This window comes from Rheinheimera oceanensis (genome assembly GCF_018831085.1).
GTDB lineage: Bacteria > Pseudomonadota > Gammaproteobacteria > Enterobacterales > Alteromonadaceae > Alishewanella > Alishewanella oceanensis.
This window is the reverse complement of record NZ_JAGPNM010000001.1, coordinates 124,441-146,562: the sequence shown is the minus strand read 5'-3', so window position 1 is coordinate 146,562 and position 22,122 is coordinate 124,441. Positions and strand designations below refer to the sequence as shown.

Genomic DNA, 22,122 nt, shown 5'->3' with positions numbered 1-22,122 from the left:
CGAGGTAGTAATGAAGCGACTAATACAAAGCAGCATGCTGCTACTGGCGTTTGGATTGTCTGGTGCAGTACAGGCAGAAATCGCACCGGATTTTACGTTAAAGGCCCTGGATGGCAATAACCTGCGTTTAGCCGAGCAGCGTGGTGACATTATGCTGGTTAACTTCTGGGCCAGCTGGTGCGGCCCTTGTATTCAGGAAATGCCAGCGCTGGACAAACTGGCGCAAAAATACCAGATGTTGGGTGTACAGGTATGGGGTGTGAACGTCGAAAACGACAGCGCCGCAGCCAAAGCCTATCTGAGCAAGGTGCAAGTAGCGTTTCCTATTCTGTTTGATGTTGATAACAGTGTGTCGAAAGACTATCGCGTAGAGGCGATGCCCACCACTGTAATACTGGATAAAGACGGTAAGGTGCGCAGTGTGCACCGCGGATACAAGCCGGGGTATGAAAAAAAATATGAAGACGACATCAAAGGTTTATTACGTGAATAGACATTTGCTAAGCGCTGCAGTAGTGCTGCTGTTACTCAGTGGCTGTGCCGGTATGGAACCCTGGGTAAAACCCTATGAGCGCGACAAGCTGGCCGATCCGATCATGGCGTTTGGCCGACACCCTGTGGCCTTGCAGCATGTTGCCCACGTGCAGGACTCACGCGAAGCCGCCAAAGGCGCAAATGGTAGCGGAGGCGGTGGTTGTGGCTGTAACTAGGCTGTTAGCGCTGTTGTGTTTTATGTGCTCAGTAGCGCAGGCGGCAGTATTGCCGGAAGACAGGGCAGATCTGATGTACCACAGTTATCAGGGCGGGGGGGTATCTATTGATGGCCCGGCGGTAATGCTGCGAAAAAAAGCCGGGCAGACCGTGTCATTATCGGCCTATTACTACATAGATACCGTATCTGGTGCTTCTATTGATGTAGTTGCCACAGCGTCGGCTTATACCGAAAAGCGCCATGAAAAGCGTGTTGGTATTGATTATCTGGCTGGCAACAGCATTTTAAGCGCCAATTATGCCCAAAGTGATGAAGACGATTACAACGCTAAATCGGTGTCTTTTGCTATAGCTCACGACACTTTTGGCGGCATGACTACCCTTAGCCTGGAGGCTGGCCTTGGCGATGATAGCGTCGGGCGCAACGGTGATGAAAGCTTTAGCGAAAGCGTAAAACGCTACAACTATAAACTGAGCTGGACCCAGGTGCTTAGCCGCAGTTGGATCAGCGCATTAAATGTGCAGGTTGATTTAGACGAAGGCTTTTTAAATAACCCTTATCGCAGTGTGCGCTACCGTGATAATACTGAACCGCTGGGCTATGGCTATCAAAGCGAAGTGTATCCCTCTACCCGTAATTCACTGGCAGTTGCTGTAGTAAACAAAGTGTATTTACCTTATCGCGCCGCACTTAGCCTTAATCTGCGCCATTATCAGGACAGCTGGGATATCCGCGCACTGGATGCTGAGATGGAATATGTGCACCCGCTTAGCCAGCACTTAACGTTTGATGCCAAAATACGCTGGTACAGCCAAAGCCAGGCCGAGTTTTACCGTGACTTATTTGATTTTGCCAGCCAGCAAAACTTTATGGCGCGTGACAAAGAGCTAAGCGACTTTACCAACTGGACTTTTGGCGTAGGGGCCAGTTACCGTCTGCCGGGCTGGGATTTCTGGCCACAAGCCAAACCCGAACTTAACCTGCAGTGGGACCATATCCGCTTTAGCTACAACAATTTCCGTGATGTAACCGCCGCTGATGCTGAAGTTGGCCTGGAGCCACTATACCGGCTGGATGCCAATGTGCTGCGGGCATTTTTTAGTCTTTATTTTTAACCGGGCTTACTTTTAACAGGACAAAATAATGAGAGCGCTACTACTAAGTTGTTTACTGTTACTAAGCGCCCTGGCCAGTGCCAATGCACCTGCCAGTGATCAACTGGAGCAACTGAAACAGCAGGTAATCCAGTTAAACCGCGAGCTGTTTTTGCTGGAAGAGGAATTGTTATTTCCACCGCAAACTCAGCTTGCCGTATTTTTGTCGGTAGACAGCGGCCAGTTTTTCCGGCTCGACAGCGTTGAGTTAATACTGAACGACAAACCGGTAGAGGGCCATTTATATACTTCTCAGCAGTGGGAGGCGTTAAAACGTGGCGCTATCCAGCCGTTGTATAAAGGTAATGTTAAAGCCGGTGAGCACAACCTGACAGCTGTATTTGTTGGCAAAGGGCCGGATAACCGCGATTACCGCCGTGCCGTAAGCTACCGTTTTAATAAAGCAGAAGACGCTGTATTGCTGGAACTGCAGATAAAAGATCGCAGCAGTGATTATCAACCTGAATTTATTGTGCAGCCATGGTCAAACGACTGATATCACCCGTTAGCCTGTTCTTGCTATCAGCTTTTGCGATGGCAGAACCGGTATCGCTTAGCGAAAAGCATTATCGCCAGGCGGCATGGGCCTTTTATCAGCAACAGCCTGCCAGCGCGCTGGAAGCGCTGCAACTGGCCCCACAGCAAGATAGCCGCACCCGCTTACTGGAAGCCGGTTTGTATTTGCAACTGGCTATGCCACAGCACGCTGCTGCTGCGCTGGAGCAGGTGCTGGCGCAACCTGCAGATGATAACCCGCTACCCCAGGCACTGAAAAATGTTGCCTTATTGCAGTTTGCCCGTTACCAACTGGAGCTGGGTAATAAAGCTGCTGCCCGCCAGTATCTGGAGCAGGTAAATATTACCGCCGATGGCGCCTGGCGTGGTCAGCAACAACTGCTAAGCCAGCTTATTCTCTGGCCGGATATCAGCGTGCCGCCACAGCCTGATTTTGTCACACTGGCAAATCAGCCAGAAATGCCTTATGTCATCAGTAATCAGGCGCTGGTGTTGGCAAAACAACAGCCACAACAGGCACTTAACTGGCTGGCCAGGCTACAACAACAATTTGTTGCGCCAGCCGAGCAGAGCTTCTGGCAGCAGTTGTTTTCCGGGCGCTGGAGCTTGTTAAGCCGGCCCAATGGTTTTGTTTATCCTGATGATGAAAAGCAGGCGCTGGATGACTATCTGCAGCTTACTCAGGCTCAGTTGCATATTCAGTTGCAGGATTACGCTGCCGCTGATGCGATCCTGGCTAATTTTGGCCGCGACAGTGTGCTTAGCGCCAATGCGCTCGGCTTATACAGCTATATTCTTACCGAACAGCGACATATTCCGGCTTTGCTGGCCGTATTGCAGCAACAGATCCGCCAGCAACCATTTAGCAATACGGCCTGGCAGGCCGCTACCCGTATTGGTGAGCAGTTAGAGCGGGCATTGCAACACGACGATGCGCTGGCCGCCTACAATTGGGCCGACAATTATTATCAGCAGCAATATCAACTGATTAATCAGCAGGCAAATCCGCTTCAGGTGCAGCAACTGCTGCAAGGTGCCAGCCAGTGGCAGCAATTACAGTTAACCAATGACAACAGCCTGTACCGTTTACAGCAGGATATTATTGCTGTGCAGCAACAGCTTACTGCTGCACCAGAGCGCCAGCAACGGCTCGGCAGCCTGCAGCAGACGACAGAATTTAAGCTAAACCAGCAACAACAATTACTCAGTAACCAGTTGCCACAGCTGAGTGCACGGCGACAGCAATTGCAGGGTGAGTTTGTGGCAATACAGCAACAAATCAGCGCATTAACTGACAACAGCCTGCCGCTGGCTCTGACACAGGGCAGCCTGTACCAGCAGGTAAGCCGGTTGCAGCGTGCTGAGCAGCACTTGCAGCAGTTACCGCCTGCACAGGCCAGTACCTACAGCCACCGCCTGACACGGCTGCGTGGTTTGTTGCAGTGGCAATATTATGAAGATAACGCCACCCGGCAATACCGGCTTAACCGGTTGCAGCAGCAAATCAGCATCGCGCTTACCGAGCTGGATAACCGCTTGCAGGCACTGCGCCGGCAAGGCACACAAACAGATCAGCTACGCAGGCAGCAACAACGATTAACCGAATTAAGTACACAACAGCAACAGCTGAATCTGGCGCTGTTAAGCCAGCAACAGCAATTACTGGCACAACTGAATCAGCGGTTGCAACAGCACCGGCAGCAAGACATCGCGCGGTTGCAACAGCTACAGCGGCACAATAAAGAGTCACTGGCCAGGGTAATGGAACTGGTACTGCTAAAACGTGCCGCTAACAGCGGAGGCCAGCCATGAGCCTGCTACGGATCAGTATGCTGGCAGCCGTTTGTGGTTTACTGCTGCAAAGCTGTAGTTCAGTACCCGAGCAAAACAGGCGGCCGCGGCTGGCTGATTTACCGGCGTTTGACCGCAGCATGCTGTCTGCTGAGATTAGCGTAAGCGAGCAACAACTGGACCTGATATACCAGCAGATACTCAGCATGCAGCCAGCCGAACAAACGCGTAAGCGTATTTTGTATCGCTTATCGCAAATGCATACCAGCCAACTGGAGCAATCTGAGCTGCCAACGGCACAGGAGCAAGTTGCACTGCGCGCTTTGGTGCAGCGTTACGAGCAGCTGTTGCGTGACTATCCGCAAGAGCCAAACAACGAACTGATCCGTTATCAGCTGGCGCGCAGTTATGATTTGCTGGCCGAACAAAACGCCTGCCTGCAGCAGTTAGACATTTTGCTGCGCGATTATCCATCGTCGCCTTTTGCCAGCGAAGTATGGTTTCGTAAAGCCGATATTCACTACAGCTTTGCTGATTATGAATCTGCTTTAGCCGGCTATTTAGCCGTGCTGAAGGGTACTGATCCAACCTTACAGCAGCATGCCCGTTATATGGCTGGCTGGAGCTACTTTAAATTGCAGCAGTTTGAACAGGCCGATGAGCAGTTTTTGCATCTGCTGGATGATACCTACACTGAATTACTGCTGACAGAAAACGCCCAGCCACAGCAAAGCCTGCGCAGTGAAGTACTGCGCACCTTAAGCATTTCACTGAGTTACCAGCAGCAGGGCCAAAGCCTGCAAGCACTGTTGCAACGGGTGCCTTATCGCAGCGGTGAGCGTTCTGTGGTGTATGTGGCAGAGCTGTATCAGACGCTGGCACGTTTTTTAGCAGAAAAACAATTACTGAGCGAAAGCCTGCACAGCTACCGGTTGTTTATTCAGCATTACCCGGCCACCATCACTGCAGCAGAGTTTCAGTTGCTGCTGATTGAGCATTATCTGGCCTCAGGTGAGGCCGATTTAGCCCTTAGCGCGCAGCAGGAATATATCAGCCTGTTTGGCCCTGGCTCAGCATTCTGGCAGCAGGCCCGCAGCGCTGAGCTTACGCAGGTGCAGCCATTATTGTTGCAGTATCTGGATTACTTTGCCCGTGCCCATTATGCCCACGCCACGGCGTTGCAGGGCGACGACAGAACAACCGGCTTTGCCGCAGCCATACCGCTATGGCAAGCCATGCTGACAGTACTGCAGCAAACACCAAACAGCGCCTACCCGCAGGCGGATACCAGCTACTCGCAGGCAGACATAAGCTATCTGCTGGCAGAGTCTTATGCCGGTGCCGGCCAGTATGATGCCGCGCTTGAGCTTTACAGCTGGCTTGGTTATCAGGCGCCGTTAAGCGATGCCAGCTTGTTTAGTGCACAGGATGCTGCTTATAAAGCTTTGCTGCTCAGTGAGCAGTTGTCATCAAGAAGTGACGCGGCAGCGCTGGCACTGTGGCAACAGCAAAGCCGGTTTGTTGCGCTGCACCGTCAGCATCCCGCCGCACAGCAGGTAGCGCTGCAACAACTGCAACAGCGCTACAGCGAGCAGGATTACCAGGCCGTACTACTGCACAGCGCTGATGTGATTAACTGGGGTACTGCTCCGCAAAACTCAGCTACGAATAACCCGGCAAAACCAGTGCCTGCAGCGCCGAGCCAAATCTCATTAGTACAGGAAGCGCAGTTTTTACAAAGCCAGAGCGAGCTGGCGCTGAAGCAATATGCTGCTGCAGAGCAGAGTATTAACGCGCTATTGCAGCAAACCTTGCCAGCAGATCGGCGCGAACTGTTAACGGCACAACTGGCATCCAGTATTTATCAGCAAGCCCAGCAAAAAGAAGCACCTGTAGTAGCAGTACAGGCACATTTGCAGCGGTTGTTAAGTGCGTTGCCGCAGTCGGAATATCATGAAGCAGCGGCTTATCAGCAAATAGAATTACAACTGGCAGCCAGGGATTATCCTGCAGCCATTATACTGCTAAATGCTTTTATTCAGCGTTATCCCGGTACCGAGCGCACAATGGCAGCCAAAGCGCTGCTGCTGGACAGTTACGAGCAAGCAGAGCAGTGGGACAAAGCCGCAGCCCAGCTGATAGCACTTAGCAGCGAAGGTGATCTGCAGCAACAGCGTGAAGCCCTGTATCTTGCTGCGCAGTATTATCAGCGCGCCAACAACAGCGACAAAGCGCTTGATGCCTGGCGCAGTTACGCCAACCGCTATCCGCAGCCACACCTGTTGGCACAGGAAGCGCGTTATCAACTGGTGCAGCTTTATCAGCAGCAAAGGGATCTGTCACGGCAAAATTTCTGGCGGGAAAAAATCGCCAGCTTTGAGCAACAGTTTGCCAGTGAAGGAAACGAGCGCAGCCGGCAGTTAGCGGCGCAGGCATTGCTGCAATTGGGGCAGCACGAAAGTAATTTGTTTACCGCAATCAGGCTTAGCCATCCGCTGCGGCAAAGTTTGCAGAAAAAACGCCAGCATATGAGCAGCGCCATTAAGCATTATGAGCAGGCTATTAACTATGGTGTGGCCTCACTGGTTAGTGAGGCTCAGTTCAGAGTAGCGGAGTTATATCAGCAAATGGCCACGGCTTTACTGCAGTCAGACCGGCCCAAAGGGTTGGACGAGCTGGCGCTGGAAGAATACGAGCTACTGCTGGAAGAGCAGGCGTTTCCGTTTGAAGAGCAAGCCATTGCTATCTACCAGCAAAATACCCGCCTGACTCAACAGCAGGTATGGGACAGCTGGGTGCAGCAAAGTTTTATCCGGCTGGCGCAGTTGCTGCCGGCTAAATTTAATAAAACCGAAGCTTATACCGGAGTAGCTGATGCCGCTGATTAAACACATCCTGGCGAAATATACTCTGGCTAAAGATGCTCTGGTTAACTATTTGCTGGCTGCAGCCTTATGCAGCCTGACCGCTTGCAGCCAGTTGCCGGTATCCACACCTCCTGCTGCGCCGGTGGTTGCAGCAGCGCAATTAAGCGCTTTGCAACAGCAACAATTCACTGAAGGCAAAGCTTTGTTAGTTGCTGGGCAGTACAGCGCGGCGCAAACTATATTCAGTGCGCTGGCAACGCAGCAAGGCAGCTTTGCCGGTATCTGGTACAACCTGGCACTAAGCCAGTGGCACACTGGTGATGCTGCCGGGGCACAAAACAGCCTGCAACAGGCGGTGAAGGCCTCTGCCACTCATAGTGCCAGCCATAATCTGCTGGGTATTTTGGCCCGCCAGCAGGGGAACTTCCGCCAGGCCGAGCGACATTTTCAACGGGCGTTACAGGCACAACCAGATTACGCCCTGGCGCATAAAAATCTGGCATTTTTGTATGAGCTTTATCTGGGCGAGCCGTTAGCTGCGCATTATCACTACCAGCAATACTATGCCATGACACAAGATGAGCAGGCCAAAGCCTGGCTGGCGCTGCTGGAGCAACAACTGGAGCAGGAGGCTGCGAATGAATAGATTGATGTTAGTTTGCATAGTATCAGTGGCCAGTTTTAGCCTGTTGGCGCAACAGCGCGAGCAGCAGGTACAGGTGGAAAGCACCATTAGCGGTAATCAGGAACAACCGAAAACCATATATGTACTGCCGTGGCAAAGCCCGGTTAGCGTGATCCGCATTCCCGGCGAGCCATTAACCCAGCAGGCGCCGGCACTGTCGCCACTGGATCGGCAGCAATTTTTACGTTTTATCGCCGTACAGCAGGGTAATCAGGCTGGCGAGAAAACTACCCCAACAGTTAATCCACAAAAGCAATAAGAGGACATTTTTCATGGAGTTGTTAAACGGCATAGTTCGGTTTTTGCAGGAAGGCGGCGTGTTTATTTACCCTATCGCTTTTATCCTGGTACTCGGCATCGTTATTGCCGTTGAACGCTGGTGGTTTTTACGCAGTGTATATGGTGTAAACCAGCGCGCTATGGCACAGGTTCAAAGTGCGGTAACGCAGGCCGACACCAGCCGCATTGTGCAACTGGCCGCCAGTAGCAGTGCTCCGCTCCTGGCGATGCTGGTCAGTGGGGTGCACCGTTTGCGTTCATCGTCTAAGCGTGAAGACATGGAATACGCAATGGAAGAGGTGGTACTGGAATACAGCCTGCGGTTGCAAAAGCGCACGCCGTTTCTGGCCACACTGGCTAACGTAGCCACTTTGCTGGGCTTGCTGGGTACCATTATGGGCTTAATTGCCGCGTTTTCAGCGGTGGCCAATGCTGATCCTTCAGAGAAAGCCAGCTTGCTGTCATCGAGTATTTCGGTAGCAATGAACACCACTGCCTTTGGCCTTATTACCGCCATTCCGCTGGTGTTTGTTCATGCCTTACTGCAGGGCAAAACCGCCAGCATTATCGATACCATGGAAATGGTCGGTATTAAGCTGATGAACAGTATTGCCAAACAAACTGATGGTGGCGCGGATGATAAAGCGGCGTAAAGCACCCCTTGCCGATGCCGAGCTTGATATCACGTCCTTTATGAACCTGATGATCGTGCTGGTGCCGGTATTGCTGCTAAGCCTGGTGTTTGCACAAATTCGCGTGCTGAATATTCAGCTGCCGCCATTAAGCGAACAGCAACTGCAGCAAGAGCAAGAACAACCGCAGCAACTGGAGCTGGAGATCCACGCCGACAGGCTACGGCTGAATTATCCGGCCGGTGAACCGCTGCGGGTATTTGAACTGACAGAGCAGGGCGCGCTGGATTTTGCCTCGCTTAGCCTGTATTTGCAGGATTTAAAGCTAACCTTTTCACAAAAACAAATAGAAAAACAGGACATTACCATTCTGGCGCCCGACGATCTGGATTACCAGACACTGGTAACAGCAATGGACACTGTGCGCTCGTTTAAAGCCGTGGTAGCCGCGCAGTTGGTAGATGCAGAGCTGTTTCCGCAAATATCACTGGGCGAGCTACCCAAAGCGGAGGGCAGTGAATGAAAATGTCATTTCGCGCCAAACGCTTAGAGCGGCAAAATCAACGTCTGGCGCAGGCTGGTAAACTGAATCTGGTCGCGCTGATGGATATTTTTACCATACTGGTGTTCTTTCTGATGGTGAACCAGTCTGAAGTTAAAGTGCTGCAAAGCAATAAAGATATCAACTTGCCGCGTTCAGTGTCTGAGCAGTTACCCAGCGAAAAAGTGATGTTAACCATTACCGCTAATGGTGTGCTGGTGCAGGGCAAGCCGGTGTGGCAGGGCGACTGGCAACAAGACAGCAATAATTGGCTGCCTGAGCTGACAGAGGCATTAACTGCTGAGCTGAATTACCTGGCCAACCGGGCCGGGCCTTTAGCGCCAGAACAACAGCAGGCAGGCAGGGCTCTGACAATTTTAGGTGATGCTGCCACACCTTACGCGCTGCTGCGCCGGTTAATGGCTATTTGTGCTGCTACCGAATACCGCGATTTATCGCTGGCAGTGGAAGCTATGGCACCGGCTGTGGAGGCGCCATGACAACGGCAACTCTCACTGATAACAGCAACTGGCAATTTGAAGACAAACGCTTTTACCGGCTGTTATGGCTGGGTTTTGCGTTATGGCTGGTATTTGCAGTACTGATACCTGCGCTAAAAGTACCGGAGCGCAGCCGGCAAGTGCAGGAGCAATTGCCGCCACAGCTGGCGCGGGTAGTGCTGGAAGAGCGCAAAGCGCCGCCTCCGCCGGAGCCGCCACCGGTGCAGGAACCGTTGCCCCAGCCAAAACCTGAGCCGGTTGCCGTAACCGAACCTGTGCCCGCCGTTGCTGAACCGGTAAAGCCGGACCCGCAACGGGCGCGCGAGCAGGCACAACAGGCTGGTTTGCTGGCAATGAAAGATGATTTGGCAGCGCTTAGGCAAAGCTTTCAGCTGAACAATACCGCACCGCAGGTAAAAAGCAGCGGTGAGCAGCAAGCTACCCAGGTAGAACGTAAGCTGTTGCGTAATGACGCCAGCAAACAATTTACTGCGGTGCAGGCGGCTGCAGTGGCTGGCGATATAGCACGCTCTGAACTGGCCGATACCGGCACTACCGCGCTGGCCGAAGCTGAATTAAAAGGCTTATCGGCTACCGGCCGCGCTGAGCAGCAAAACCGCAGCAATGCTAATGCCAGCGGCAACAGCGCCGGGCAGGGCCGCTCAGAAGCGGCTATCCGCCGGGTACTGGAAGCGAATAAAAGTAGCCTGTACACCCTGTATAGCCGGGCGTTGCGTGCCAACCCCTTGTTAAAAGGCAAGGTGGTGTTTGAGCTGGTGATTAAACCAGACGGTAGCCTGGCAGAAGTCAGCATAGTACAAAGTGAGCTTAACGACAGCAAACTTGAACGGCAGCTGGTGCTGCGCTTAGGTTCCGTTAATTTTGGTGCTGAAGCCGTAGCGTTAACCCGCTCGCAGTGGACAGTAGAATTTTTACCAGGCTGATAACACAGCCGGAGGTGATGAAAATGCGTTATCCAGGCTATGTCAGAGTAGCGGTGTTTGGCAGTTTGCTTTTTGTTGCGATGGCACAGGCCGGTTCACTGGAGCAGGCAAAAAGGCTGCATGACCGTATCGCCGGTGTACCGGCAGATGCGGCCACCTTAAGCCAGATGCAGGCGCTGATTGATGGCGGTAATGCCACGGCAGCCGCAGAGCTGGCCATGCAGCACCCCGATTTTTACCGCACTACGCTAAAGTTGTTTGCCTCAGCAGCCACCAATCGCGAGCTGGATGTGTTTGAACCGCTGAACGATTACAGCGCTACAGTAATTGGCCTGGTGCGTGACGATGCAGATTTTCGCCAGTTGCTGCAAACTGATATTTTATATGTTGGTGCCGATAGCCTGGGCCTGCCCCCTTATCAGAGCAACAATAACGAACACTATCTGGCACTGGAGCGTGAAGCTGTTGATCTGGCCCAGCACTTACAACCAAGGGCGCAAAGCACACTTAATGGTATTCCGGCAGAGGCAGCGGCGGGGGTCATGACCAGCCGTGCGGCTGCGAAGGCATTTTTTTACCTTGGCACTAACCGCGCCATGTTTCGTTTTACGCTGATGAGCCAGCTGTGCACCGATTTAGAGCCGCTGCAGGATATCACTACGCCAACCGACAAGATCCGGCAGGATGTCAGCCGTAGCCCCGGAGGCGACAGCCGTATTTTTAACAACCGCTGTGTCGGCTGTCACGCCGGCATGGACCCATTGGCGCAAGCATTTGCTTACTACGATTACCAGTTTACTGACGAGGGCGGCAGCAATGGCCGCATTTTTTATCAGCAAAGCGGTACGCAAAATGCGAGCACACAAAGCCGGGTACAACCCAAATACCATATCAATGCCGGTACCTTTCCCTATGGTTTTCGTACGCCCGATGACAGCTGGACTAACTACTGGCGCGAAGGGCAGAACCAGGCGCTGGGGTGGGATAACAGCCTGCCGGGCGAAGGTAGCGGTGCCAGAAGCCTGGGCCAGGAGCTGGCTAACAGCACGGCCTTTGCTCAGTGCCAGGTAAAAAAGGTATTTCGTACGGTATGCCTGCGCGAGCCGGAAAACCTCAGCGATGTGACGGCACTGCACAGCATTACCGACAGTTTTCGCAGTGGCGGTTACCGCCTGAAACAGGTGTTTGCCGACACTGCCACTTACTGCATGGGAGACTAACCAATGAAGTTATTTTTACTCCCATTATTGACGCTAAGCCTGCTGTTGGCCGGTTGTGGTGGTGCAGAGGTAGAACAAAACCCGCCACCGCCGGTACAGGAAGATAATGTTAATTACACCGGGCCTGCGCCGCAAACGGCTGATATTCAGCTGTTTAAACTTACGTTGTGGGACAATATCGCCGCTGGCAACCGCTGCGGTGCCTGTCATGTTGCCGGTAATACCGCGCCGTTTTTTGCCCGTAACGACGACATTAACCTGGCCTATGCCGCGGCCAGGCCATTGGTTAACTTGGCTGATCCGGCGCAATCGCTGCTGGTAACTAAACTGGCCGGCGGCCATAACTGCTGGCAAGCCAGCGACAGTGCCTGCGCCGATACTATGGCGCAGTGGGTACGTAACTGGGCTAACAGTACTGATACACAAAGCGCTACAGTAACCCTGGTTGCGCCACCGGTGCGTGAACCCGGTGCCAGCAAAGCTCTGCCGGACGATGCTACCTTGTTTGGCGGCACAGTGTATCCGCTGCTGCGTCAGCACTGTGTAAACTGCCATGCGCCGGATGCTGCACAAACCCAGTCGCCATTTTTTGCCGACAGCGATCTGGCCGCGGCGTATCAGGCCAGCCGTAAGCTGATTAACCTCAACAACCCTGAATTGTCGCGCTTTGTCGCCCGGCTGGCGGGTGAGTTTCATAACTGCTGGTCAAACTGTGACGATGATGCGGCCACTATGCTGGCTGCGGTGCGCCAGATAGCCGACAGTGTTGAGCTAACTGAGCTGGACCCGGCCTTAGTGCCGTCTAAGGCCTTGCGGCTGGACGATGGTGTGGTGGCCTCCAGCGGTGGCCGTTTTGAAGCTAACCAGATTGCGTTTTACCAGTTTAAAGCAGGCCGTGGCGCTATTGCCTACGATACTTCGGGGGTAGAGCCGGCGGCAAACTTAAGCCTGCAGGGCGATATCAGCTGGGTAACCGGCTGGGGCATTCAGATTAACAGCGGCCGGGCGCAGGCCAGCACGCAAAACAGCCGCAAGCTATCCCGCCTTATCAGCGCCACCGGCGAAATAACGGTAGAAGCCTGGGTAGTGCCGGCTAATGTGACGCAGCAAGGCCCGGCAGCTATTGTCAGTTATGCTGGCAGTAGCACCGAGCGCAACTTTACGCTGGGCCAGACACAGTACAACTACAATTTTTTACTGCGCTCTGCGGCCACGGATTTTGCCGGTTTGCCGGCATTAAGCACGGCAGGTGCCGATCAACTGCTGCAGGCTACATTACAACATGTCGTGCTGACACAAGACCCGGTAAACGGCCGGCGTATTTATATTAACGGCCAGGACAGCGGAGTACGCGATGCCGCCGAAGCTATCCGTAACTGGGATGACAGCTATGCGCTGATTGTCGGTAACGAGGCCAATGGCAACCGTCAGTGGCAGGGCACCATACGCTTGCTGGCTATTCACAATAAAGCCTTAACTGCGGCGCAAATTCAGCAAAACTATACTGTTGGTGTCGGGCAGAAGTTTTATCTGTTATTTGGTATTGGCGAACTGATTAACCTGCCCGACAGTTATATCGTGTTTGAAGTGGCCCAGTTTGATAATTACTCTTATCTGTTTAACTCCCCTTATCTGATTAACCTTGAAGGGCGCAGCCTGCCACAGGCACTGACAGTCAGCGGCATGGCGGTCGGCATTAACGGTAAAGAAGCGGTAACCGGCCAAAGCTGGTTAAAACAAAGCTTTAACCTGGCATCCGGCACGGTACTGTCAGAGGGAGTAGTGTTGTCGGCACAGGGCACTATTATCGCTGCCGAGCAAGGCGCCGCCAGCGACGAGTTCTTTTTATCATTCGGCCGTATCGGCAGCCTGGAAAATGTACGCACCGGCATCAGTGTGCCGGTACAACAAATTATCGCCAGCACCAGCCAGAGCAGTGATATTGGCCTGAGAACCTTTGCCGAAATTCATGCCAGTATGAGCGCGCTGACCGGCGTAGCACAGCAACAAGCAGCGGTAGCAGGCGTTTATCAGACCATACAGCGCCAGTTACCGGCAGCGGAGGCCATTGATACCTTTGTCTCGGCGCAGCAGATGGCGATCACGCAGTTGGCGATAGCCTATTGCAACGCGGCGATTGAAGATACCAGTTTGCGCCAGAGCTGGTTCCCGGCGGCAGACTTTAGCGCCCCCCCGGCTACCACTTACAGCCTGGCCAACCGGCCATTGGTTGTGCAGCCGCTACTAAACCGGCTAATGCCGTTGTCACCGGCAACTTCAGCATTGCGGGCCGACGTTGAAGCTGAACTGGATGCGCTGATCACCCGCTTAAGTACCTGCAGCGGTGCCTGTAGCAGTGACCGCAGCCGAACCATTGCCAAAGCGGCCTGTACTGCAGTACTGGCCAGTGCAGAACTGCTGGTGCAGTAGGAGATAAAAGATGAAAAGAGCAAAACCTTTGCACCCCGACAGCCCGTTGCTGCATGCCTGCCACAGTAAACCGGTAAGCCGGCGCGATTTTATCGCCTGTGGTTTAAGTTATGGCGCCGCAGTGCTAACCACCGGCTCGGTATTTGGTATGTTTGCTAACCCCGGTAAAGCGCAGGCGCAGTTATCAGCTGATTTAGAAGCGCTAAAACAACTGTGCGGCATTAATGTACAGGGTGCGGGTAAAATTCCGTTTATCTGCTTTGATTTAGCCGGTGGTGCTAATATTGCCGGTTCTAACGTGTTGGTGGGTGGCGGTGGGGGCCAGCTCGATTTTTTATCTGTGCAGGGCTACAGCAAACTGGGCCTGCCGCCGGATATGGTGCCAACAGCAGTTAATGCCGCTAACCCGGCCGGGGGTTTTGTTAATAATCAGCTGGGGTTGGCGTTTCACAGCGACTCACAAATGCTGGCCGGCATTTTAGAGCGTACCACTTTGGCTACCCAGGCCATGACCAATGGCGCTGTGTTACCGTCACGCTCGGAAAACGATACCGGCAATAACCCGCACAACCCGATGTACGCTATTGCTAAAGCCGGTGCCAGTGGTTCATTAATGCCTTTGGTTGGGTCGCGTAATTCAGATTCCGGCGCTAACTCTATGGCACCGATCGAGTTTTATAATGCCGAGCTGCGGCCAACCAAAATTGACCGGCCAAGTGATGTTACCGGCCTGGTTGATGTCGGCGATTTGTTTGGCTTGTTAAACCAGAATGATGCCGTGGCGGTGATGGAGTCCGTGCAGCGCATCAGCGACAGCAAACTAAGCCGGGTTAATACCAATATCAGCCGTGATGCGGTGATCAAAGATTTGATCCGTTGTGGCTATGTTAAAAGCGCCGATCTGGCCGATCGCTTCGGTAACCCGGCCACACTAGACCCGGCCGCAGATGTGGATATTGTCGGTGCGGCCGGCATTTTTAGCACGGCGGAATTTAACAGCGATGCTGAGTTTCGTAAAACAGCTTCAGTAATGAAGCTGGTGGTAAATGGTTTTGCCGGTGCGGGCTCCATCACCATCGGGGGGTATGACTATCACACCGGTGAGCGCGGTACCGGTGAACTGCGTGATTTACGCGCTGGCCGTTGTATTGGCGCTTGCCTGGAATATGCCGCAAGAAAGAACCAGCCGCTGATGATTTATGTGTACAGTGACGGCTCGGTAGACAGCAACGGCCGTATTGACGATTCAGAAGCCGGCCGCGGTAAAGGTGAGTGGACCGGTGATAACTCTTCCACCGCTGCCTCTTTTATGCTGGTATACAGCCCCAATGGCCGGCCCTCTTTGCTGGGCGGCAGCACAGCAGAGCAGGCCAGACATCAGCAAATTGGTTTTATGCGGCCGGATGCTTCAGTAGAAACCGGCTCGTCAGTGGCGGCGAACAACGTTAACCTGCTGGTGCAAACAGTGCTGTTAAACTATCTGGCACTGAGCGGTGAGCAAAACCGCCTGGCCGAAGTGGCACCGTTTCATGGTTTAGGTAATGCCGCCAGTATTGATCGCCTTACAGCATTTGAGCCTATTGTTTAGCTATATAAATGTGCATTAGTGCAGCTATTTCTTACGGTGGCAGGCAAAATGGCATAGCCGGGCTTATAGTTGATGTCTGTGCGTTTTATTGCAAGGGGGGATGATGAAAGGGTTTCTGGTGCTCATTTTTAGCTGTGTTCTCAGCCAGCCGGTATACAGCTGTACTTTACGTATGGGTATTGAAACCAGTTTTGCACCTTATATCATGCAACACGGCGATAGCTGGCGTGGCATTAATGTCGAGCTGCTGCAACGGCTGCTGCAAGAGATTGAGTGTGAACTTGAGTTTATTCACAGCCCCTGGTTACGTTCGTTAAAGTTGATTGAACAGGGCGAACTGGATGTACTAAGCCACCTTAGTTATAACGCTGAGCGCAGCAAACAGTTTGCCTTTATTGGCCCGCACCAGCAGGAAACCATATATCTGGTAGGCTTGCAGCGCGCTTTTCCCGGCCTTACTGCGGTAGACCAATTACAAAGCCGCGGCACTACCGGCATTATCGCACTGCTAAATGGCGCCTATTACGGTGATAAGCTGGACAGCATTTTAAATGATGCGAAAAACCGTACCCGTTTTGTTTTTATCCGTGGCAATGAAGATAAGCAGGCATTATTACTCAATGGCAGGGTACACGGTGTGCTGGAAGACATTGCGGCTTATCATTACTGGAAAACCCAATCTGACTTACCCACAGCAGATTATGTACCGCTGTTTCAGGTGCATCAGAGCATGGTGTATTTTGGTTTTAACCTTCGCACCATTAGCAACATACAACTGCAACAATTGGCACAAGCCTGGCAAAAACTGCACGCAGATGGCACTCTGGCTGCTATTGTGCAGCGTTATCCGCTAGCCGGTTATCAGATCCAACTGCCCAAACCGGCTTCTTTGTTGCCTGCAACAGAATAAACCAGCTGGTTGGTCAGGGCTGGCTCAGGCCGCTGGAAAAATACATTTGCCGCTCTGCGGTAATAAATATGGCGTCATAGCCGTCAATTTGCTCAATCAGCGCCATGCCCTGCTGTAATCCCAATACAAACAAGGTGGTAGACAATGCATCGGTTTGGGTGGTATCGGCACCGGTTACCGTAACGCTAAGCAGGCCGGTAGCACTTTGGCCTGTTTTAGGGTCCAGAATATGATGGTAACGCACACCATCTTCAATAAAGTAGCGCTCATAATCGCCGGAGGTGCTGATAGCGCTGTTTTCCAGCGGTAACTGAGCGGCGTATTTGTCATCCTGGCGCGGGTGTTTAATGGCTACCAGCCACGGTTTGCCTCTTTTATCGCCCAGCAGGCGGGTATCACCACCGGCTGTCAACAACGCATTGCTGATGCCATGTTGTGCCAGTAAGGCAATACTGCGCTCAACCGCATAACCTTTGGCAATACCACCAAGATCAATTTTAACGCCGGGCCGGGCAAAGCGTACGGTGTTGTTTTTTAACAGCTCAACACTCTGATAATTAACATATTGCCTGGCGGTTTGCAGCTCTGATGCTGCGGGCTTTTTATGGTTACGGTAATCGTAGTAAAAGCCGACTGAAGCAAAGGTAATATCAAAAGCCCCGTTGCTTTGCTGTGAAATTTGCCTGGCGCGTTGTAATAACTGATACAACTCGGCGGATACCTGCACCGGTTTTTTTGCTGCTTCGCGGTTTAACAGGCTTAGCTCACTGTCGGCAATATAAGGGCTCATCAGCTGGTTTATCCGCTCAAACTCAGTTTGCACATCGCTGATAAGTTGTTCCGCTTGTTTGCTGTCTTCTGTCCAGAGCTCAATATATGCCTGAGTGCCTAGTGTCTGAAAGGACTGATGGTGCCATTGGGCGCTAGCAGTTGCAGTAAATAACATCAGAAAGAGCGTTACAACAAAAGATAATAAAACTGGCCTGCCGGAGAGCTGGATTAAAAAAATCATAAATAATATCTGCCACTATCTAAACGAAAACCAGAGCTACTGCTTACTATATCACCTTCGGCTATTTATCAGCTAAGGCTAATGTAGTTAATGAGGCGTTAAATGTTTTTTCTAATGAAAAGTATAATTAATTTGATAAATTTATTATATGGTTGCAAAGCGCTATACAGTCACTATCTTTAATCGCATTGTGTGCATTCTCCTTGTATAAATAACCTGCCATTTGTTTTTGTTATTTGTTTTTACTGTTGTTGGAGACTAAAAGCGCAGTTAAAAAAAGCGCTGCCGGTATTCACTGTTAATCTGAAGTATCGTTCATAGCCAAGAAGGCTGTGTGGTGTTCGTTTAAACGGAAAAACAACATGATAGCAAAGACGTTGTCGCAGTTAGCAGCGCAATTAAATCGCTTTTTGCGGCATAGCTTCACACTTGAAGAAGATATAGTACTGGTGTCGAACTTAAATGAAGCTGACGGCACTGTCTTAACGCAAGTTAACAATAAACTGGCGCTGTTTTTAGTAGGGGTAGAAAAAGAAGCCGCTTCGCGTGTTAAAACAACTTTGCTGGATACCGGCTTTGCCCGCAGTGCTAACAGTGCCCCGCCACTGCATCTGAATTTGTATGTCATGCTGGCCGCCAATTTTAATGGCACTAACTATAGCGATGCTTTGACATTACTGTCGGCCAGTATCAGTTTTTTTCAACGTAACCCGCTGTTTACTCACCAAAATCTGCCTGATCTTGATCCTGCGGTCGAACGGCTGGCACTGGATATGGAAAACCTGAGTATTCAGGATGCCAGTAATCTGTGGGGCATGTTAAGTGGTAAATATCTGCCATCAGTGTTGTACAAGGTTCGGATGATTAGCTTTGACGGTGCTGATATTTACAGCCAGAACAGCTTATTGCGTAAACCGGCTACTGATATCGGAACTCAGCCATGAGTTATCTGCCGCTATGTAACATTGTGCTGCAGCATCAATATTTTAGTGATGGTTTGGCGCAGTCGCTACGTCTTGTGCCGGCAGTACAAACACAGCGCCAGTTACAAAATGCCCGGTTGTTGCTCAAGGCTACAAAACAGGGCGCTGTATTGCTGCTGGATACCAGCCGCCGTGATATTACCATTGCCTGTTGTGAGCCTGTTTTGACATTGTATTTTCTTTTATACAGCGCTGATCCGCTCTTTGGCAGTTACAGCCTGCCACTGCTGCAGCCACAACAATTATTGTATTGCGATAACCGGACGCTGGTACCGGATGATGCTGCCTTACGTTTACATACAAAACCGGAGCTTGGCAGCGCAGAAATAATAAATGCCGATGATGCGCGTCTGGCTGGCGTGCTGCCAACAAAAGGCAAAACCTTGCCTGTAATGCTGCTGGCCCTGGATATAACCGCTTTGCACATAGCGCAACTTACTGCGGATAACGCAATATCTTATCTGCTACGGTTTGGCTGCAGGCAGAACATCTGGCGCTATTACCTCTGTGGTTCGGCTTTTGCGCAACCGCTGCGCATTCAGGATATGGCGCAGCAAACCCGGTTTATTCAGCAAAACGATACCCGTCTGGCCAATGGCCGGGTGGCGCAGGTATTTGATTCTGCCCAACCTTTAAAACTGCAGCAATTCAGCCCGTACCGGTTTCAACTGATAACCACAGTGCACGGCAGTGAAAAAATTCTGATTAAACGGTTACCGGTTGCGGTAGCCGGGCAAATCGATAAAGCAGTAGTCAACGGAGTAGCAAGCAACGTGTCGGAAATTTACCTTAACTATTAACCAGAAAGGAACACATCATGGGGCAGATGAAAACGCCGGGCGTTTATATCGTAGAGAAAAATGCCTTTCCTAATTCGGTGGTGGAAGTGGCAACAGCTGTGCCGGCTTTTATCGGCTATACCGAAAAAGCACTGAATGGCAATAAGTCACTGACTAACCAGCCAATGCGCATCAGTTCAATGTCAGAGTTTCATAATTACTTTGGTTTTGCACCGCTGCCAATGTTTGCTTTGGCAGAGGCTGCCGCTGCAAGCGACAACAGTTTTATAGTGGCAGGCAAACATTATGAGCTGAACCACGACAGCGGAAAAAACCTGTTGTATTACGCCATGATGCTGTTTTATCAAAATGGTGGCGGCCCTTGCTACATTGTGTCGGTAGGTAACTACGCAGACGATATTGAAGGTGCGAAATTAATGGCCGGTATTGATCAGCTGATCAAAGAGCAGGAACCGACCATGCTGGTAATACCCGAAGCTGTGCTGCTGGCCGAAGATGACTGTATCGCGGTACAGCAAGCGGCATTGGCGCACTGTGGCGGGAAAATGCGTAACCGTATTGCTATTTTGGACGTATGGCAGGGTTATAAGCCGCGCCAGCATCCTGATGGCGATTGCATTGATAATTTCCGTGGCAAGCTGGGTATTAACTATCTGGATTTTGCGACAGCCTATTACCCCTGGCTGAACACCACCATAGTGCAGGAACGTGATCTGAGTTATCTGAACCTGGCACCCGCTGAGTTGCTACAACAATTATTAAAACAAGAGCGCAACCTGCCGGATGAGTTACCCAAGCTGGATGATAAAGCCACCGCTGCGGATAAAGCCGCCCAGTTAAAACTGCAACAGCAACTGGATGCCATTAACGATATCAGCAAAGACTGGAGCAAGCTGGATCAGGCCGAAATGGTAGCCAGCCAGATGTTATTGCATAAAAGTTTAAAAGCAATCAGCCCGCTGTACAACCAGTTACTGGGACAAATGCGCGATGTGTTAAACCTGCTGCCGCCCGCTGCCGCAATGGCCGGTATTTACACCATGGTGGATAACACCAAAGGTGTGTGGAAAGCCCCGGCGAATGTCAGTTTAAGTGCTGTGGTGTCACCGGCGGTAAATATTACCCACGATGAGCAGGAAGATTTAAACGTCAGCACTCAGGGTAAGTCGGTTAATGCAATTCGTACCTTTATTGGCGAAGGGACTCTGGTATGGGGTGCCCGTACACTGGATGGTAACAGCCTGGACTGGCGCTACGTTAGTGTGCGCCGCACCATGATCATGCTGGAAGAATCTATCCGGCTTGGTACCAAAGCCTATGTGTTTGAAAACAATACTGCCAGTACCTGGGTCACCATTAAAAGCATGATCCGCAATTTTCTTACCGGTATCTGGAAACGTGGCGGTTTAGCCGGTGCGTCACCGGAAGATGCATTCAGCGTCAGTGTCGGCCTGGGTGAAACCATGACTCCGGAAGATATTCTCGAAGGCGTTTTGCGGGTAACGGTACTCGTGGCGCTGATCCGTCCGGCCGAGTTTATTGAAATTACTTTCCAGCAGCAAATGCAGAAATCTTAATTAACTAAGTGGTTTATTAAACGAATACAAGGAGCTTAACAATGGCTGATGACGGTTCAACCCAATCCACTTCGGTGTGGCCCTTACCGAAGTTTTATTTTCAGGTGAAATGGGACTCTGAAGTAATGTCGTTTCAGGAAATATCCGGCCTGGATGTCGAGGCGCAAATTATTGAATACCGCGCCGGTGATAACCCGGTATTTTCTGCCACCAAAATGCCGGGGCTGAAAAAGTCCGGCAACGTAACGATGAAAAAAGGCGTGTATAAATCGGATAACAAATTCTGGGCCTGGTTTAGCCAGATCAAGATGAACACCATCAAGCGCCTGCCCATCACCATCAGTTTGCTGGATGAAGCCGGCGGCACCACCATGGTATGGACCTTAACCAACGCCTGGCCAACCAAAATTACCGGCACGGATCTGAAGTCAGATGGCAATGAGGTGGCAATAGAAACCATCGAAATTGTGCATGAAGGTATCACCATTGATAACCCGTAACAGGTAATACGCAGTATGAGTGAACTGGCAGCGTCAGATTATCCGTTACCGGCGTTTTATTTCCGGGTGAAGTTTGCTTCATCCGGCGATAGCGCCGACACCGCGTTTCAGGAGGTGTCGGGTATAGGTGCGCAACTGGATACCGAAGATGTAGTAGAAGGCGGTGAAAACCGTTTTGTGCATAAGCTACCCAAAGCGGTAAAGCACGGTAATCTGGTATTAAAGCGTGGTATAGCACCAAACAGCTCTTTGCTGGTGCAATGGTGCATTAAGGTGTTTGAGCAGGGGGTGGATATAACCATTACCCCCATGACAATCACTGTGGAATTGTTGGATGAAACCGGGCAGCCTGCCCGCAGCTGGTCGTTTGTTAACGCTTACCCCGTTAGCTGGCAGGTAGAAGGCTTTAATGCCAGCAAAAACGAGGTAGCCATAGAAAAGCTGGAATTCAGCTATCAGTACCTAACCCGGGAGCGCTAAC

Annotated in this window: 22 protein-coding genes; 21 read left to right on the top strand and 1 reads right to left on the bottom strand. The window is 51.6% G+C overall.

The window, feature by feature from the left end:
* Positions 1-10: 10 nt before the first annotated feature.
* The 16 genes from J3B89_RS00675 to J3B89_RS00600 all read left to right on the top strand — a co-directional run bounded on the left by J3B89_RS00675 (position 11) and on the right by J3B89_RS00600 (position 16,769).
* Positions 11-493, top strand: a complete 483-nt coding sequence (locus J3B89_RS00675) for a TlpA disulfide reductase family protein (protein ID WP_215395597.1) — start codon at positions 11-13, stop codon at positions 491-493.
* Positions 486-710, top strand: a complete 225-nt coding sequence (locus J3B89_RS00670) for a DUF4266 domain-containing protein (RefSeq protein WP_349814175.1) — start codon at positions 486-488, stop codon at positions 708-710. The genes J3B89_RS00675 and J3B89_RS00670 overlap by 8 nt, the downstream gene beginning before the upstream one ends.
* Positions 697-1,827 (top strand): DUF3570 domain-containing protein, encoded by a 1,131-nt coding sequence (locus tag J3B89_RS00665; RefSeq protein ID WP_349814174.1) that lies wholly within the window; start codon positions 697-699, stop codon positions 1,825-1,827. Before J3B89_RS00670 ends, J3B89_RS00665 begins: the two co-directional genes overlap by 14 nt.
* A gap of 28 nt (positions 1,828-1,855) precedes the next feature.
* Positions 1,856-2,362, top strand: a complete 507-nt coding sequence (locus J3B89_RS00660) for an AraC family transcriptional regulator (RefSeq protein WP_215395594.1) — start codon at positions 1,856-1,858, stop codon at positions 2,360-2,362.
* The gene (locus J3B89_RS00655) at positions 2,347-4,194 is read left to right on the top strand and encodes a hypothetical protein (RefSeq protein WP_215395593.1); all 1,848 of its coding nucleotides are present in this window, start codon (positions 2,347-2,349) and stop codon (positions 4,192-4,194) included. The genes J3B89_RS00660 and J3B89_RS00655 overlap by 16 nt, the downstream gene beginning before the upstream one ends.
* Positions 4,191-7,061, top strand: a complete 2,871-nt coding sequence (locus J3B89_RS00650) for a tetratricopeptide repeat protein (protein ID WP_215395592.1) — start codon at positions 4,191-4,193, stop codon at positions 7,059-7,061. Before J3B89_RS00655 ends, J3B89_RS00650 begins: the two co-directional genes overlap by 4 nt.
* Positions 7,048-7,686 carry a tetratricopeptide repeat protein gene (locus J3B89_RS00645; protein WP_215395591.1) on the top strand — a complete coding sequence of 213 codons (639 nt, stop codon included), beginning with the start codon at positions 7,048-7,050 and terminating at the stop codon, positions 7,684-7,686. Before J3B89_RS00650 ends, J3B89_RS00645 begins: the two co-directional genes overlap by 14 nt.
* Positions 7,679-7,984, top strand: coding sequence for a hypothetical protein (locus J3B89_RS00640; RefSeq protein ID WP_215395590.1), 306 nt, complete (start codon positions 7,679-7,681; stop codon positions 7,982-7,984). Before J3B89_RS00645 ends, J3B89_RS00640 begins: the two co-directional genes overlap by 8 nt.
* Positions 7,985-7,997: 13 nt before the next feature.
* A complete protein-coding gene (locus tag J3B89_RS00635; protein ID WP_215395589.1) occupies positions 7,998-8,657 on the top strand; it encodes a MotA/TolQ/ExbB proton channel family protein in 660 nt (219 codons plus the stop codon).
* A complete protein-coding gene (locus tag J3B89_RS00630) occupies positions 8,641-9,159 on the top strand; it encodes a biopolymer transporter ExbD (protein WP_215395588.1) in 519 nt (172 codons plus the stop codon). Before J3B89_RS00635 ends, J3B89_RS00630 begins: the two co-directional genes overlap by 17 nt.
* Positions 9,156-9,677, top strand: a complete 522-nt coding sequence (locus tag J3B89_RS00625) for an ExbD/TolR family protein (protein ID WP_215395587.1) — start codon at positions 9,156-9,158, stop codon at positions 9,675-9,677. Before J3B89_RS00630 ends, J3B89_RS00625 begins: the two co-directional genes overlap by 4 nt.
* A complete protein-coding gene (locus J3B89_RS00620; RefSeq protein ID WP_215395586.1) occupies positions 9,674-10,621 on the top strand; it encodes an AgmX/PglI C-terminal domain-containing protein in 948 nt (315 codons plus the stop codon). The genes J3B89_RS00625 and J3B89_RS00620 overlap by 4 nt, the downstream gene beginning before the upstream one ends.
* A 23-nt stretch (positions 10,622-10,644) precedes the next feature.
* On the top strand, positions 10,645-11,841 hold the full coding sequence (locus J3B89_RS00615) for a hypothetical protein (protein WP_251372140.1): 1,197 nt from the start codon (positions 10,645-10,647) through the stop codon (positions 11,839-11,841).
* A 3-nt stretch (positions 11,842-11,844) separates the two neighbouring features.
* Positions 11,845-14,271, top strand: a complete 2,427-nt coding sequence (locus J3B89_RS00610; protein WP_215395585.1) for a LamG domain-containing protein — start codon at positions 11,845-11,847, stop codon at positions 14,269-14,271.
* Between the two features lie 10 nt (positions 14,272-14,281).
* The gene (locus tag J3B89_RS00605; protein WP_215395584.1) at positions 14,282-15,859 is read left to right on the top strand and encodes a general secretion pathway protein GspF; all 1,578 of its coding nucleotides are present in this window, start codon (positions 14,282-14,284) and stop codon (positions 15,857-15,859) included.
* Between the two features lie 100 nt (positions 15,860-15,959).
* A complete protein-coding gene (locus J3B89_RS00600; protein ID WP_252349446.1) occupies positions 15,960-16,769 on the top strand; it encodes a substrate-binding periplasmic protein in 810 nt (269 codons plus the stop codon).
* Between the two features lie 13 nt (positions 16,770-16,782).
* Here J3B89_RS00600 and J3B89_RS00595 read toward each other — a convergent pair whose 3' ends face one another.
* Positions 16,783-17,715, bottom strand: a complete 933-nt coding sequence (locus J3B89_RS00595) for an FAD:protein FMN transferase (RefSeq protein ID WP_215395582.1) — start codon at positions 17,713-17,715, stop codon at positions 16,783-16,785.
* Between the two features lie 428 nt (positions 17,716-18,143).
* On the opposite strand from J3B89_RS00595, the gene J3B89_RS00590 reads away from it, so the two are divergent.
* Genes J3B89_RS00590 through J3B89_RS00570 form a run of 5 tightly spaced genes read left to right on the top strand, consistent with a single transcriptional unit; the run spans position 18,144 to position 22,121 of the window.
* Positions 18,144-18,725, top strand: coding sequence for a Pvc16 family protein (locus J3B89_RS00590; RefSeq protein ID WP_215395581.1), 582 nt, complete (start codon positions 18,144-18,146; stop codon positions 18,723-18,725).
* Positions 18,722-19,564: a hypothetical protein gene (locus J3B89_RS00585; RefSeq protein ID WP_215395580.1), complete on the top strand. Its 843-nt coding sequence runs from the start codon at positions 18,722-18,724 to the stop codon at positions 19,562-19,564. Before J3B89_RS00590 ends, J3B89_RS00585 begins: the two co-directional genes overlap by 4 nt.
* A gap of 17 nt (positions 19,565-19,581) precedes the next feature.
* On the top strand, positions 19,582-21,141 hold the full coding sequence (locus tag J3B89_RS00580; protein WP_215395579.1) for a phage tail sheath family protein: 1,560 nt from the start codon (positions 19,582-19,584) through the stop codon (positions 21,139-21,141).
* A gap of 41 nt (positions 21,142-21,182) precedes the next feature.
* On the top strand, positions 21,183-21,641 hold the full coding sequence (locus J3B89_RS00575) for a phage tail protein (RefSeq protein WP_215395578.1): 459 nt from the start codon (positions 21,183-21,185) through the stop codon (positions 21,639-21,641).
* Between the two features lie 15 nt (positions 21,642-21,656).
* Positions 21,657-22,121 carry a phage tail protein gene (locus tag J3B89_RS00570; protein ID WP_215395577.1) on the top strand — a complete coding sequence of 155 codons (465 nt, stop codon included), beginning with the start codon at positions 21,657-21,659 and terminating at the stop codon, positions 22,119-22,121.
* Position 22,122 lies beyond the last annotated feature (1 nt).

What these genes read in the sequence shown, in the direction of transcription:
- J3B89_RS00675 (WP_215395597.1), top strand. Translation starts at nt 11, where the DNA reads ATGAAGCGACTAATACAAAGCAGCATGCTGCTACTGGCGTTTGGATTG.
- J3B89_RS00660 (WP_215395594.1), top strand. Translation starts at nt 1,856, where the DNA reads ATGAGAGCGCTACTACTAAGTTGTTTACTGTTACTAAGCGCCCTGGCC.
- J3B89_RS00655 (WP_215395593.1), top strand. Translation starts at nt 2,347, where the DNA reads ATGGTCAAACGACTGATATCACCCGTTAGCCTGTTCTTGCTATCAGCT.
- J3B89_RS00650 (WP_215395592.1), top strand. Translation starts at nt 4,191, where the DNA reads ATGAGCCTGCTACGGATCAGTATGCTGGCAGCCGTTTGTGGTTTACTG.
- J3B89_RS00645 (WP_215395591.1), top strand. Translation starts at nt 7,048, where the DNA reads ATGCCGCTGATTAAACACATCCTGGCGAAATATACTCTGGCTAAAGAT.
- J3B89_RS00640 (WP_215395590.1), top strand. Translation starts at nt 7,679, where the DNA reads ATGAATAGATTGATGTTAGTTTGCATAGTATCAGTGGCCAGTTTTAGC.
- J3B89_RS00635 (WP_215395589.1), top strand. Translation starts at nt 7,998, where the DNA reads ATGGAGTTGTTAAACGGCATAGTTCGGTTTTTGCAGGAAGGCGGCGTG.
- J3B89_RS00630 (WP_215395588.1), top strand. Translation starts at nt 8,641, where the DNA reads ATGATAAAGCGGCGTAAAGCACCCCTTGCCGATGCCGAGCTTGATATC.
- J3B89_RS00625 (WP_215395587.1), top strand. Translation starts at nt 9,156, where the DNA reads ATGAAAATGTCATTTCGCGCCAAACGCTTAGAGCGGCAAAATCAACGT.
- J3B89_RS00620 (WP_215395586.1), top strand. Translation starts at nt 9,674, where the DNA reads ATGACAACGGCAACTCTCACTGATAACAGCAACTGGCAATTTGAAGAC.
- J3B89_RS00615 (WP_251372140.1), top strand. Translation starts at nt 10,645, where the DNA reads ATGCGTTATCCAGGCTATGTCAGAGTAGCGGTGTTTGGCAGTTTGCTT.
- J3B89_RS00610 (WP_215395585.1), top strand. Translation starts at nt 11,845, where the DNA reads ATGAAGTTATTTTTACTCCCATTATTGACGCTAAGCCTGCTGTTGGCC.
- J3B89_RS00605 (WP_215395584.1), top strand. Translation starts at nt 14,282, where the DNA reads ATGAAAAGAGCAAAACCTTTGCACCCCGACAGCCCGTTGCTGCATGCC.
- J3B89_RS00600 (WP_252349446.1), top strand. Translation starts at nt 15,960, where the DNA reads ATGATGAAAGGGTTTCTGGTGCTCATTTTTAGCTGTGTTCTCAGCCAG.
- J3B89_RS00595 (WP_215395582.1), bottom strand. Translation starts at nt 17,715, where the DNA reads ATGTTATTTACTGCAACTGCTAGCGCCCAATGGCACCATCAGTCCTTT.
- J3B89_RS00590 (WP_215395581.1), top strand. Translation starts at nt 18,144, where the DNA reads ATGATAGCAAAGACGTTGTCGCAGTTAGCAGCGCAATTAAATCGCTTT.
- J3B89_RS00585 (WP_215395580.1), top strand. Translation starts at nt 18,722, where the DNA reads ATGAGTTATCTGCCGCTATGTAACATTGTGCTGCAGCATCAATATTTT.
- J3B89_RS00580 (WP_215395579.1), top strand. Translation starts at nt 19,582, where the DNA reads ATGGGGCAGATGAAAACGCCGGGCGTTTATATCGTAGAGAAAAATGCC.
- J3B89_RS00575 (WP_215395578.1), top strand. Translation starts at nt 21,183, where the DNA reads ATGGCTGATGACGGTTCAACCCAATCCACTTCGGTGTGGCCCTTACCG.
- J3B89_RS00570 (WP_215395577.1), top strand. Translation starts at nt 21,657, where the DNA reads ATGAGTGAACTGGCAGCGTCAGATTATCCGTTACCGGCGTTTTATTTC.